Below are 12,463 nucleotides of genomic sequence, written 5' to 3'. Positions count from 1 at the left end.
GCGGTGCCCCGGCCGGTTACGGCGCGTCGTTGGAGAAGACGTACGTGAGCTTGCCGTCCTTGACCGCCAGCAGCAGGAAGGTGGGGTTGACGCGGGTGCCGTCGGGGTTGAAGCGGGGGTCGCCGGAGAGCAGGTCGAGCTTGGTGGTGCCGGCGATGGCCCGGCGGATCGCCTCGTGGTCGAGGCTGCCGGCGCGGCGGATGGCGTCGACGGCGAGCTTGACCGCGTCGTACGCCTCCGGGGTGGCCGGGCCCGGGGCGTGCCCGACGGCCTTGAGGAACCGCGTCGACCAGTCGGCCAGGGAGGGCATGAACTCCGGAACCATGAACGTGGTGCCGGAGACGCCCTTGGCCTGGTCGGCGGTCAGGCCCTCGAGCAGAGGACCGTCGGCCGACGCGTCGCCGACCATGATCTGTCCGGTGAAGCCGCTCGCGCGCAGGTCCTTGATGAGCTGGTTGGCGTCGGCGTAGTACCCGGTGTAGTAGACGACGTCGGCGCCGCTGGCCCGTACCTGCTGGGCCGTGCGCATGTCGCTGGGTGCGCCCTGGCTCACCTCGAACTCGCCGGCGAGCTGGACGGTGCCGCTGGCGTGGGCGGCGTTGACGGTCGCCTGGGCCAGCGAGAACGGGTAGCTGGTGCTGTCGTGCACGACGGCGAGGTGGTGGCTGCCCAGGTGGTTCATCGCCGTCACGGCGAACTGGCCCTCGGCGGCGACCGTGCCGCAGATGAGGAAGATGCTGTTGTACCCGGGCTTGAGCAGGTCGGCTGAGTTCGACAGCGGGATCACCATGGGGATTCCGGCGTCGTGGAAGATCTTGAGCGTGGGTACGGTCGCGCTGCTGCAGTAGCCGCCCACCGAGACGGTGATGCCCTCGGTGACGATCTTGTTCGCCGCCGCCACGGCGGTGCCCGGGTCACAGGCGTCGTCCTCGACGACCAGTTCGACGCGCCGGCCCAGTACGCCACCGGCGGCGTTCGCCTCGCGTACCGCCAACTGCGCCCCGTCGACCATCGCCTGCCCGATGACCGCGTTGGCTCCCGACATCGGCAGTAGGGCGCCGAGGCGGATCGGCGCGGCCTCGGGGTCCTGTGTGGCCGGTCCGGCCTTTGCCGGGCGCTGTGCCCGCTCGTGTTCGCAGCCGGCGAGGGCGCCGGTGGCCAGCACCGTTGCAGCGAGTATGGCGAGCCCCAGCTTGGTGCGTACGCGCATCGGATCCCTCCCGTCTGTATGGGTCGATCGACTCGAGTGCCGCGCGGTTGAGCGGAAGGGTCGGTTGGTTTCCGGTTGCTGGAACCGTCGTCGAGGGCTCGGCCGACGGCGTTGGAGCGGCATGCTATCCGTTACGGCGTCTCGTTGGAGGAGACGTAGACGAACTTGTTGCCGCGGACGGCCAGCAGCAGGAAGGTCGGGTTGACGCGGGTGCCGTCGGGGTTGAAGCGCGGGTCGCCGGAGAGCAGGTCGATTTTGGTGGTGCCGGCGATGGCCCGGCGGATCGCCTCGTGGTCGAGGCTGCCGGCGCGGCGGATGGCGTCGAGTGCGAGCTTGACCGCGTCGTACGATTCGGGGGTGGCCGGGCCGGGGGCGTGCCCGACGGCCTTGGTGAACCGGGCCGACCAGTCGGCCAGGGAGGGCATGAACTCCGGAACCATGAACGTGGTGCCGGAGACGCCCTCGGTCTGCTCGGCGTTGAGTCCCGTGAGCAGGGGACCGTCGACCGCCCCGTCGCCCACCATGATCTGTCCGGTGAAGCCGCTCGCGCGCAGATCCCGGACGAGCTGGTTGGCCTCGGCGTAGTACCCGGTGTAGTAGACGACGTCGGCGCCGCTGGCCCGTACCTGGTCGGCGAGGCGCAGGTAGCTCGGGGCACCCTGGCTCAGCTCGAACTCGCCGGCGACCTGGACGGTGCCGCTGGCGTGGGCGGCGTCGACGGTCGCCTGGGCCAGTGAGACCGGAAAGCTGGTGCCGTCGTGCACGACCGCGAGGTGGTGGCTGCCCAGGCGGTTCATCGCCGTCACGGCGAACTGGCCTTCGGCGGTGACCGTGCCGCAGATGAGGAAGATGCTGTTGTACTTGGGTTCGAGCAGTTCGGTCGAGTTCGACAGCGGGATCACCATGGGGATTCCGGCGTCGTGGAAGCTCTTGAGGGTGGGTACGGTCGCGCTGCTGCAGTACCCGCCGACGGAGACCGCGATGTCCTGGTCGATGATCTTTTTCGCGGCGACCACGGCGGTGCCCGGGTCGCAGGCGTCGTCCTCGACGACCAGCTCGACGCGCCGGCCCAGTACGCCGCCGGCGGCGTTGGCCTCGCGTACCGCCAGCTGCTCTGCGTCGACCATCGCCTGGCCGGAGATTGCGTTCGTTCCCGTCAGCGGCACCAGGGCGCCGAGGCGGATCGGCGCGGCCGGTGCCGGGTGCTGGGCCGGCTTGTGCCCGCAGCCGGTGAGGGCGCCGGTGGCCACCACCGCCGCGGCGACCACGGCGACCGCCAGCTTGGTGCGTACGCGCATCGGATCCCTCCCGTCTGTAAGCTTCATCGGTACTTTTCCCTTGGTCAATCAACCTGAGTGCCGGGTTGCCGACTTGTCGGCGAGGACCCGGCCGGCGCTCGCCGCAGCGGCCTGGCGTCTGTCACCTGGTGTCTGTCACCCGGCGTCCGTCACGGCGTCTCGTTGGAGGAGACGTACGTGAACGTGCCGTCGCGGACGGCCAGCAGCAGGAATGTCGGGTTGACGCGGGTGCCGTCGGGGTTGAAGCGCGGGTCGCCGGAGAGCAGGTTGAGCTGGGTGGTGCCGGCGATGGCCCGGCTGATGGCCGCGTGGTCGAGGCTGCCGGCGCGGCGGATGGCGTCGACGGCGAGCTTGACCGCGTCGTACGCCTCCGGGGTGGCCGGACCGGGAGCGTGCCCGGTGGCCTTGGTGAACCGGGCCGACCAGTCGGCCAGGGACGGCATGAACTTCGGCACCATCAGCGCGGTGCCGTACACGTTCGCGCTCTGCTGCGGGGTCAGGCCGTCGAGTAGGTGATCGTCGGCCCCGTCGTCGCCGACCATGATCTTTCCGGTGAAGTCGCTCGCGCGCAGATCGATGATCAGTTGGTTGGCCTCGGCGTAGTTGCCGGTGTAGTAGACGACATCGGCGCCGCTGTCGCGGATCTGCTCGGCGAGGCGCAGGTAGCTCGGGGCGCCCTGGGCCAGCTCGAACTCGCCGGCGACCTGGACGGTGCCGCTGGCGTGGGCGGCGTCGACGGTCGCCTGGGCCAGTGAGACCGGGAAGCTGGTGCCGTCGTGCACGACGGCAAGGTGGTGGCTGCCCAGGCGGTCCATCGCCGTCACGGCGAACCGGCCTTCGGCGGTGACCGTACCGGAGATGAGGAAGATGCTGTTGTACTTGGGTTCGAGCAGTTCGGTCGAGTTCGACAGCGGGATCACCATGGGGATTCCGGCGTCATGGAAGATCTTCAGGGCGGGCACGGTCGCGCTGCTGCAGTAGCCGCCCACCGAGACCGCGATGTCACGGGTGACGATCTTGTTCGCGGCGACGACGGCGGTGCCCGGGTCGCAGGCGTCGTCCTCGACGACCAACTCGACGCGCCGGCCCAGCACGCCGCCGGCGGCGTTGGCCTCGTGTACCGCCAGCTGCTCCGCGTCGACCATCGCCTGGCCCGCGGCGGAGATGCGTCCCGTCAGCGGCACCAGGGCGCCGAGGCGGATCGGCGATGCTTGCGCCGGTCGCTGGGCCGGCTTGTGCCCGCAGCCGGCGAGGGCGCCGGTGGCCACCACCGCCGCGGCGAGCACGGCGACCCCCAGCTTGGCGCGTACACGCATCGGATCCCCTCCCGTCTGTAAGCTTCGTCCAATTTGATCGTCCGGAACGTTCCTCAGTTGAGCAGAAGGGTCAGATCTGGTTCCAGGCTGCCGATGCTTCCGCTGGAGGGTTGTGCGAACAGCGCAACCGGCAACTCCGGCGCGGTGACGAGACGAAGGGAGCCGGTGATGGGGCGTGGCCGCAACGCGGCTGGGTCGACGGCGCCAGTGAGCACAGGGGAAACAGGCGACGAGCCGCGGGTTCGTCGCCGCCAGAGCCTGTTGACGACCGGCGCGCTCGCCAGCGTGCTGTTCGGACTGTGCGCGTACATCATCATCGGCACCGCTCAGACCACGTCGGCGGCCCAGGCGCACAGCCAGGCCCTCTCCGTGGACGGCTGGTTCGGCGAGGCGCGCGGCGCCATCGCCCTCGAGGAGGTCAACGCCCGCCACTACCAGGTGGAGCCCTCGGTCGCCGTGCGGATGCGCTATGTCCAGGCGGCCAACGCCGCGGACCAGGCGCTCAGGAAGGTGACCACGGTCGGCGTGGCGAGCGCGGCGACGGACGCGCGCCGGCTGCTCGGCGAGCAGTCCGCCTACCGCGGCACCACCGACCGCCTGCTGGACATGGCCGCCGACCGGGACCCCAACCTGACCAGCTTCGACCGGCTGTCGGTCACGCCGGCGTACTACGAGCTGCAACAGGACATCGACACGGTGACGCGGGCCTATCACGCCAGCGCGCAGGCGCAGGCCGCCGAGCTGCGGCGGGCCCAGGTACGCATGCTGATCGGCACGTCGGTCGGGTTCGGCCTGGGGTTCATCCTGGTCGCCCTGATCTGGCGGGTCGTGCTGGGCTACCAGCGGCGGCTGGCCCAGCACGCCGACGTCAACGAGCACCTGGCGCTGCACGACGCGCTCACCGGCCTGCCCAACCGCGCGATGTTCCACCGACGCCTGACGGGCGCCCTGCAGCGGCTGAGGCTGGCACCCGGCAGCCACGTCGCCCTCATGATCCTCGACCTCAACGGCTTCAAGGCGGTCAACGACACCCTCGGTCACCAGGCGGGCGACCAGCTGCTCGCCGAGGCCGGCCGACGGCTGCGCGCCAGCGCCCGCGAGGGCGACCTGGTGGCCCGGCTCGGCGGCGACGAGTTCGCCGTCCTGCTGCCCGACGTCGGGGGCGTGCCCGAGGCGACGAAGGTGGCCGACCGGATCGCCGAGACGCTGCGCGAGGACTTCCTGCTCGACGCCGGGCCGGCCGCCGTCAGCGGCAGCATCGGCGTCGCGGTCGGCCCGATCCACGGTGTCAGCGAGGAGTTGATCCGCCACGCCGACGCGGCGATGTACCGGGCCAAGTCCAGCGGCGGCGGGGTGGCCGTCTACGACCCGGAGGTCGACGCGGACACCCCCGACCGGATGGTGCTCTTCGGCGAGCTGCGGGCGCTGCTCGACGCGGGCGACCCCGAACAGCAGCTCGTACCGTACTTCCAGCCCCAGATCCGGATCGCCGACGGCACGGTCACGGCCGTCGAGGCGCTGGTGCGCTGGCGACACCCGACGCGCGGGCTGCTCATGCCGGGCGCGTTCCTGCCGATCGCCGAGGCCCGTGGCCTGGAGATCCCGCTGACGTACCACATGATCGACGTCGCGGTCGCGCAGGCCGCCGCGTGGCAGCAGGCGGGAGCGCCGCTGGTGGTGTCGGTCAACGTCTCACCGCGCTGCCTGCTCGACCCGGACTTCGTGCTGCGGGTACGCGCCGCCCTGGACGCCACCGGGCTCGCGCCCGGGCTGCTGCAGGTGGAGCTCACCGAGACCAGCGTGATGACCGAGCCGGAGCGGTCCCGGGAGGCGCTGCGGCAGGTCCGCGAGTACGGCGTGAAGGTCTCCATCGACGACTTCGGCACCGGCTTCAGCTCGCTGTCGCAGCTCAAACAGCTGCCGGCCGACGAGCTGAAGATCGACCGTACGTTCGTGCAGGAGCTCGCGAACGATCCCGACGACGTGGTCCTGGTGCGCAGCGCCATCGACCTGGCCCACAACCTCGGCCTGTCGGTGGTGGCCGAGGGCGTGGAGGAGTTGGACGCGCTCGTCCTGCTGGGCGACCTTGGCTGCGACCTCGCGCAGGGGTTCGCCCTCAGCCGCCCGGTACCCGCCGACGAGCTGCCGAAGGCGTCCGTCCAGGCGCACCGTGCGGCCGTCGCGGCGTGGCAGCGCACCGGCAGCCGCCTGTAGGGCAGCGCCAGCACCCGGTAGCGCAGCGCCCGCACCTGGTAGCACAGCGCCCGCACCTGGTAGGGCAGTGCCAGTCGCAGGTGATGCGGTGCTCAGCCCTGGGTCGGGGGAGCGGCGTGCCCGTCGAGCGGGTTGACGAGGCTCGGGTGCGCCGCCGCGTACGCGTCGAGGGTGTCGTCGCGGATGGCCGCCCAGAGGTCCGGAAGGTCTGGTTCCCCGACGACGTACGAGGTGTTGCCGATCACCTCCGGGTGCGACGGGGCCTTCAGCCCGACCAGTGAGCTGGCCTTGATGCCTTTGAGCGCGTAGACGAAGTCGGTGACCGAGGTGCCGTTGGTGTCGATGGTCAGCGCCTGGCCGATGGCGCGCAGTGTCTTGTCGAGCTTGATCGGGTCGGTCAGGGTGCCGGCCGAGGCGGTCTGCTTGAGCACCGCCGTGATGAACTGCTGCTGGTGGCGCTGCCGGTCGTAGTCGCCGTTGGGCAGCAGTTCCCGCTGGCGCACGTAGTCGAGCGCCTGCCAGGGCACCATGTGCTGGCAACCGGGGTAGTACACCTGAGGCGTCACGCCGGGTACCGGGATCGGGTGGGCTCCGGTGTTGGTGTACGGCATGGCGTACCTGCCGTCAGCGGTATGGCCGATGTGGACGGAGACGGTCTTCTCGTCCACGCACAGGTCGACGCCGCCGAGGGCCTGTACCGCCTGCTGGAACCCGTCGAAGCGGGCCTCCACCGCGCCGTCGAACCTCAACCCGGTCAGGTCGGAGACGGTCTGCGACATGAGCGGCATTCCGCCGTAGTTGAGCGCCGCGTCGATCTTCTCCGTGCTGCCCGCGAACTGGGTCGGCGGGTACGGCTTGATCGTGTAGTACAGGTCGCGGGGCACCGAGACGAGGTAGGCGTGGCTCAGGTCCTTGGCGACGTGAACGATCATGATCGTGTCGGCGCGCTCGCCGTTGGACGGGTCCTGGGTGCGGTAGTTCGACCCGATCAGCAGGAAGTTCAGCGGCCCGTGCACGTCCTTGCCGGGCGTCGTACGGGCGCTGCCGAGCAGGTTGCCGCGGTGGATGGAGTTGTCGAAGCGGCTCGCCAGGGTCACCGCGCCGATCAGCCCCAGGCCGGTGAGCGCGCACGCCACGGCCGCGAACACGGCCAGCGCCCGCCGCCAACGCAGCCGGCGCCACCACGCCTGCCGCCGCTCCTGCCGCCACGGCGCGCCGTACGCGCCGCCGGACCCGTGCCCATCCATCTCCACCCCTACGTCAGCCCCGCACTGCCATGGAGGCCACCTGACACTACACGATGTAGGTGACGGGGCCGTTCGCCCGGGGCGTCGCCGCCAGCGGTCACCGCCTATCGGTCAGCGCCTATCGGTCAGCGCCTATCGGTCAGCGCCTATCGGTCAGCGCCTATCGGTCACCGTCCCTCGGTGCCGGGGGCCGTTGGTAGCGGGCGGCCCGGTCGCCGAAAATCGACGCGTCCGCCTCCCACCAGGGCCGGGTCATGCCGTCATCGGACCCGGCGTCGTCGGCGCCGACCGGGCCGGCGCCGATCGGGCCGGCGCCGACCGCCGCCCGCTCGGCCGCGTCGATCGCGTCGAGTTCACGGTCGACCCGGACGGCGTCCCGGGCGTCCGACCGTACCCACTGCACCAGCAGCATGACGATGAACGGCAGGTCGATCGCTTCCCCGACGCACCACATCAGGTCGCCGCCCAGCTGCTGGTCGTGGATCGGGCTGGGGCCCCACGGGCGGGCCAGCATGGCGAAGTAGCCCGCCGCGATCGGGTGCGTGTCGAGCCGGATCACGATGCCGGGCACCGCGTCGGCGAGCAGTTCGATGAACGCGAACAGCGTCACGATCACGTACGGGATCCGGGCGTCCACCGTGTCGGACTCCCATACCGGCAGCAGCACGGCCGCCCCGAGCGCCAGCAGCAGCAGGTGCAGGATCGACAGCAGCGCGGCGTGCGTCAGCGAGAACCGGTACAGCGGCGTAAAGAAGATCAGGAACGGGACCGCGGCCAGCAGTAGTGGGCTGACGACCGGCACCGTGAAGAACCGGGCCCACCGGCTGTCGAGGGCCGCCGTCAGCCGCGCCCGCCCGGTCGGGCCGAGCGCCGCCTGGGCCAGCCCGATCGGCCGGCCCAGCGCGAGCAGGAACGGTACCACCAGCAGGAGCAGCATCACCTGCCCGGCGTAGACCGAGAACAGCACCGGTGCGTACACCTCGGGCCAGCCCAGCGCGGACACCGCCAGGCCGGTGAGGCCCAGGCCGACGAAGACCGCGGTACGGGCGACCGGCCAGCGCCCGCCGGCGCGGTGCACCCGCGCCACTCCGGCGAGGTAGCCGACCGCGGCCAGCAGTGCGACCGCGAGCAGCAGCGGATCGAGCCGCCAGGCGCTCGCGGCGCCGGCGAGGGTCGGCGGTGGCGGGCCACCGTAACTGAGTAGATCCGCCACCGCCGGTACGCTTCGCACGGTGCCCCAGCGTACGACGGCCGTCCGGGCCCGCCCCAACACTCAGGAAGCACCCAGCGTGCGCCTCGTACCGTGGAGGGCCGACCGCCCCGACCGACCGATGACGAGGACATGAACGACAACGCACCGCAGCCCGACGCCGCGCTTCGATCGCACGACCTCCCGACCCAGGAGATCCGCCTCGACCCACCGCCAACGCCGGCCGGCGCGACGACCGGCGACGCGACGGCGGGTTCGACGGCGGGTTCGACGGCGTGGCGCAGCGCCTGGCGGACGCTGCTCCTGCTGGTACTCGCGCTGGTCGCGGCGACCGCCGCGGCCGACTTCGGCAGCCGCAAGTCGCATCTGCTGCACGAGCGGCTGATCGCGATCGGGGGCACCCTGGCCTTCGCCGTGCTGTCGCTCACCGCCGTGTTCGCCATCGCCGGCCACATCCGCGACCTGGCCCAGGCGCACGTCGGCAGCGCACATGCGGTCGTGCTGCGACTGGTCACCGTGTTGTCCGGCGGGTTCACCTGCCTGCTGATCACCCTTGGGCTGCTGTCGGTACCCATCAGCCAGCTCATCCTCGGCGGCGCGCTGACCGGTGTCGTGTTCGGCATCGCCGGTCAGCAGACCCTCGCCAACCTGTTCGCCGGCATCGTGCTGCTGCTGGCTCGCCCGTTCACCGTCGGCCAGGAGGTACGCCTGCGGTCGGGCGCGCTCGGCGGCTTCGTCGACGGCGTCGTGCTCGAGATCGGCCTCGCCTACCTGCGGCTGCAGTCGACGGAGGGCACGCTGTCGATCCCCAACAGCCAGGTGCTGAACGCGATCGCCGGGCCCCGCCCGGCCGACGGCGGGTGAGCGTAGCCGCGTCGCACATCTGAGCTCGAACGTCGTCTCAACTTGGCGCTTCGCAGTCCGATAAGGCCAGTGACCGGGACACCGCGAAGCGAAAACCAGGAGCGATGATCGAGACGGCGCGGTCCGCGGAGGCGGCGACGACACCGCCAGGCCCGAGCACTGACGCCGGGCCGGGCGGGCCGAGCGGCATGCCGCCGGTACGGCATCGCGCGCCGGACGACTCCACGCTGTCGGGCCCGGCATGACCAGGGCACGCGTACTCTTCGTCGACGACGAACCGCGCATCCTCGACGGGCTGCGTCGGTCACTGCACGGTAAGCGCGGCGACTGGGACATGGCGTTCGTGACGAGCGGCGCCGAAGCGCTCGATCTCTTGGCGGAGTCGCCCCGCGACGTCGTGGTGTCCGACCTGCGGATGCCCGGAATGGACGGCGCTGAGCTGCTAACCCGGGTCAGCGAACGCCACCCCGGGGTCGCCCGGGTCGTCGTGAGCGGCGACGCCGAGCGGGAGGAGGCGCTCCGGGGCGCCGTCGCCGGTCACCGCTTTCTCGCCAAGTCCGCCGAGGCCGACAGCATCGTGGCCGTCATCGACCAGCTCGCCTTCATGACGTCCACCACGCACCGCGTCGAGGCGCGCCGCCTGGCCGGCGCCGTACGCGCCCTGCCGACCCTGCCGGGTCATGCCGACCGCCTCACCGCGCTCCTTGGCTCGGCCGCCATCGAGCTCTCCACCGCGGCGCGGGCGGCCGCGCGCGACGTCGGGCTCACGGCCAAGCTGCTCCAGCTGTCGAACTCGGCGGTCTTCGGCGCCCGCGCCCGGGTCGCCTCCGTCGAGAACGCGATCGGCGTGCTCGGACTACCCACCCTGCAGGCGCTGGTCGACACCGGCCAGCTGCTCTGGTCGTCCCCGCAGTGGGGGCCGGCGGTCGTCCGGGAGCTGGGCGTCGTGTGGCGGCATGCGATGGCGACCACGGAGCTCGTCGGACTGATGGCCTCGCCGGCGAACCGCCCGTACGCGCAAGCCGCCGCGTCGCTCCAGGACGTGGGCCGGTTCGTCTGCCTCGCCGCGGCGGGAAGCGGCGGGAATCCGGATCTAGATCTCGCGGCGGCGGACTTCCGCGGCGTGCCGTACCGGGACGTGGGCGTCGAGCTGCTGCACCTGTGGGGGTTGCCGTACCCGATCGTGGTGGCGGTCGCCGAGCGTGATCTCCCGCAACGTCCCCCGGCCTCGGGCCTGGGCGTGACGGCCGCCGTCCGGGCGGCGCACCTGCTCATTCAGCAGACCGAGGCGCGCGACCCCGGCGCCCGTACCGCCGCCGAGGAGCTGGCTGAGCTCCTGGCGCATCCCCAGCTGACGGCCCAGCCCGTCGACTGGCGACGAGCAGCCGAGGAGGCCTCCGCACGCGCGGGGGAGTGGCTTATAGGCGATATGGGGCTTAATCGAGCCGATGAGAAGAAGAGGGCGTGATGGCACTGATATTGGTGGTTGACGACGAGCCCGCGATCCGACAGTTGCTGACCGACGTGTTGGAGCTGGACGGGCACGAGGTACGCACGGCGGCGGACGGGCTTGCCGCGCTGAGCGCGTTCGAGGCGCGCCGGCCCGACTGCGTGGTGCTCGACCTGATGATGCCGGGCCTCGATGGCTACGGAGTGCTGCGCGGCATCCGTGGTCAGGACGGCGATCCGGTACCCGTCATCCTGCTGACCGCCGCGGCCGACGCGGACTCCGCCGCCCGCGCGTGGGCGGACGGCGCCGACTACTACCTCGCGAAGCCCTTCGGCGCCGACGAGGTGCTCTATCTCATCCGCGGGCTGCTGCGGGAACGGCCGATCGCCGAGGTCTGAGCCGCCGAAGGTCTGAGCCGCCGAGACTCTTACGGGCGCCGAGCGCGTGGCGACGCCGTGTCGACCGGATGGATGCCCATCCGGGGGACACGCGTTCCCATTTTCACCTGCGAATTTTTCTAAGGACCGGGCTGGAACTGCCGACGGCACCCGTGGAGTCCGTATCGGACTCGCTTGGACCGGGGAGGTGAGTTCCAGGGATGGAACCGAACGTGACCGGCGCGGCGCTGGGAAAGGCACCGCCGCGTCTTCGACGGGTCGGGCTGGTGGCCACGGCCGCTGTGGCGGCCGTGGCCACTGTGCTGCCCGGCACCGCCAGCGCGAATCCCACGACAGCCGCGGGCGCGTGGCGGGAGGTCGTGGTGACCGGTGCCGACGCCGACAGCGCCGCCGCGGCGGTCAGCGCGGCCGGCGGCAGGGTCCTCGCGTCCCTGCCCGTGGTGCACGGTGTCGCGGCGCGGCTGCCGCAGGGCGCGGTACTGGGCCCGCAATGGGTGGTCGTACCGCAGCGGGAACTGCGGGTAGCGGCCGCGAAGGCGGCGGACACCGGTGGCCCCGCGTCCACCGTCCGGCAGACGCTGGGCCTGCCCCGGGACGGCAACGAGGGCCGAGGGGTCACCGTCGCCGTGGTGGACACGGGCATCGCCGACGTGCCGGATCTGGCCGGGAAGGTCGTCAAACGCGTTGACGTGACCGGTAAGGGCGGCGGCGACGGCTACGGTCACGGCACCTTCATGGCCGGCCTCATCGCCGGCTCGGGCGCCGCGTCCGGTGGCGCGTACCGGGGTGTGGCGCCGGCGGCGAAGCTCATCGACGTGAAGGTCGCCGACGCGCAGGGCAACACCGACCTCATCACCGTGCTGCGCGGCCTGCAATGGGTCAGCCAGCACGCGGGTGAGGTGCAGGTGCTCAACCTCTCGCTGGCGTCCGGCAGCCCGCTGCCGTACCAGATCGACCCGCTGACCCAGGGGCTCGAGACGCTCTGGCGGCGTGGCGTCACGGTGGTCGTGCCCGCCGGTAACGACGGACCGGGCGCGGGCACGGTGTCGTCACCGGGCAACGACCCGGTGCTGCTGACCGCGGGCGGTCTGGACGAGTCCGGCACCGCCGCTCGCACCGACGACGTGGTCGCCACGTGGTCGGGGCGTGGACCCACGTGGCAGGGCGACGCCAAGCCGGATCTCGCCGCGCCGGCCGCGCACCTGGTGAGCCTGCGGTCGCCCGGAAGCGTGGCGGACGTGTCGAACCCGCAGTCC

The 12,463-nt window shown here is 71.7% G+C and carries 10 protein-coding genes; 5 read left to right on the top strand and 5 right to left on the bottom strand.

Features of this window, described 5'->3' with window-relative positions:
• Positions 1-16 precede the first annotated feature (16 nt).
• The 3 genes from HC031_RS27705 to HC031_RS27695 all read right to left on the bottom strand — a co-directional run bounded on the left by HC031_RS27705 (position 17) and on the right by HC031_RS27695 (position 3,824).
• Positions 17-1,210, bottom strand: a complete 1,194-nt coding sequence (locus tag HC031_RS27705; protein ID WP_167928391.1) for a branched-chain amino acid ABC transporter substrate-binding protein — start codon at positions 1,208-1,210, stop codon at positions 17-19.
• A 131-nt stretch (positions 1,211-1,341) separates the two neighbouring features.
• Positions 1,342-2,508: a branched-chain amino acid ABC transporter substrate-binding protein gene (locus HC031_RS27700; protein ID WP_167928390.1), complete on the bottom strand. Its 1,167-nt coding sequence runs from the start codon at positions 2,506-2,508 to the stop codon at positions 1,342-1,344.
• A 149-nt stretch (positions 2,509-2,657) separates the two neighbouring features.
• Positions 2,658-3,824, bottom strand: a complete 1,167-nt coding sequence (locus HC031_RS27695) for a branched-chain amino acid ABC transporter substrate-binding protein (RefSeq protein WP_167928389.1) — start codon at positions 3,822-3,824, stop codon at positions 2,658-2,660.
• 207 nt (positions 3,825-4,031) lie between these two features.
• Here HC031_RS27695 and HC031_RS33550 point away from each other — a divergent pair, with 207 nt between their 5' ends.
• The gene (locus tag HC031_RS33550) at positions 4,032-6,038 is read left to right on the top strand and encodes an EAL domain-containing protein (protein ID WP_167928388.1); all 2,007 of its coding nucleotides are present in this window, start codon (positions 4,032-4,034) and stop codon (positions 6,036-6,038) included.
• Positions 6,039-6,130: 92 nt separating this feature from the next.
• Here the strand turns inward: HC031_RS33550 and HC031_RS27685 are convergent, their stop codons facing one another.
• Positions 6,131-7,285, bottom strand: a complete 1,155-nt coding sequence (locus HC031_RS27685; protein WP_167928387.1) for an LCP family protein — start codon at positions 7,283-7,285, stop codon at positions 6,131-6,133.
• A 160-nt stretch (positions 7,286-7,445) separates the two neighbouring features.
• Positions 7,446-8,516: a cytochrome c oxidase assembly protein gene (locus HC031_RS27680; protein ID WP_167928386.1), complete on the bottom strand. Its 1,071-nt coding sequence runs from the start codon at positions 8,514-8,516 to the stop codon at positions 7,446-7,448.
• A 111-nt stretch (positions 8,517-8,627) separates the two neighbouring features.
• Between HC031_RS27680 and HC031_RS27675 the strand changes: the two genes are divergently transcribed.
• From HC031_RS27675 to HC031_RS27660, 4 genes are all read left to right on the top strand, one after another.
• Positions 8,628-9,359: a mechanosensitive ion channel family protein gene (locus HC031_RS27675; RefSeq protein ID WP_167928385.1), complete on the top strand. Its 732-nt coding sequence runs from the start codon at positions 8,628-8,630 to the stop codon at positions 9,357-9,359.
• A 241-nt stretch (positions 9,360-9,600) separates the two neighbouring features.
• Positions 9,601-10,827: an HDOD domain-containing protein gene (locus tag HC031_RS27670; protein ID WP_167928384.1), complete on the top strand. Its 1,227-nt coding sequence runs from the start codon at positions 9,601-9,603 to the stop codon at positions 10,825-10,827.
• A complete protein-coding gene (locus tag HC031_RS27665) occupies positions 10,827-11,207 on the top strand; it encodes a response regulator transcription factor (protein WP_167928383.1) in 381 nt (126 codons plus the stop codon). The genes HC031_RS27670 and HC031_RS27665 overlap by 1 nt, the downstream gene beginning before the upstream one ends.
• A 200-nt stretch (positions 11,208-11,407) precedes the next feature.
• Positions 11,408-12,463 (top strand): S8 family serine peptidase (locus HC031_RS27660; RefSeq protein WP_167928382.1); only part of this gene is annotated, 1,056 nt, incomplete at its 3' end.

Source organism: Planosporangium thailandense (assembly GCF_011947195.1).
GTDB lineage: Bacteria > Actinomycetota > Actinomycetes > Mycobacteriales > Micromonosporaceae > Planosporangium > Planosporangium thailandense.
This window is presented reverse-complemented; position numbering and strand designations above follow the sequence as displayed.

Excerpts from the sequence above, each read along its gene's own strand:
- HC031_RS27675 (WP_167928385.1), top strand. The coding sequence starts at position 8,628 with ATGAACGACAACGCACCGCAGCCCGACGCCGCGCTTCGATCGCACGAC.
- HC031_RS27665 (WP_167928383.1), top strand. The coding sequence starts at position 10,827 with ATGGCACTGATATTGGTGGTTGACGACGAGCCCGCGATCCGACAGTTG.
- HC031_RS27670 (WP_167928384.1), top strand. The coding sequence starts at position 9,601 with ATGACCAGGGCACGCGTACTCTTCGTCGACGACGAACCGCGCATCCTC.
- HC031_RS27700 (WP_167928390.1), bottom strand. The coding sequence starts at position 2,508 with ATGCGCGTACGCACCAAGCTGGCGGTCGCCGTGGTCGCCGCGGCGGTG.
- HC031_RS27705 (WP_167928391.1), bottom strand. The coding sequence starts at position 1,210 with ATGCGCGTACGCACCAAGCTGGGGCTCGCCATACTCGCTGCAACGGTG.
- HC031_RS27685 (WP_167928387.1), bottom strand. The coding sequence starts at position 7,285 with ATGGATGGGCACGGGTCCGGCGGCGCGTACGGCGCGCCGTGGCGGCAG.
- HC031_RS27695 (WP_167928389.1), bottom strand. The coding sequence starts at position 3,824 with ATGCGTGTACGCGCCAAGCTGGGGGTCGCCGTGCTCGCCGCGGCGGTG.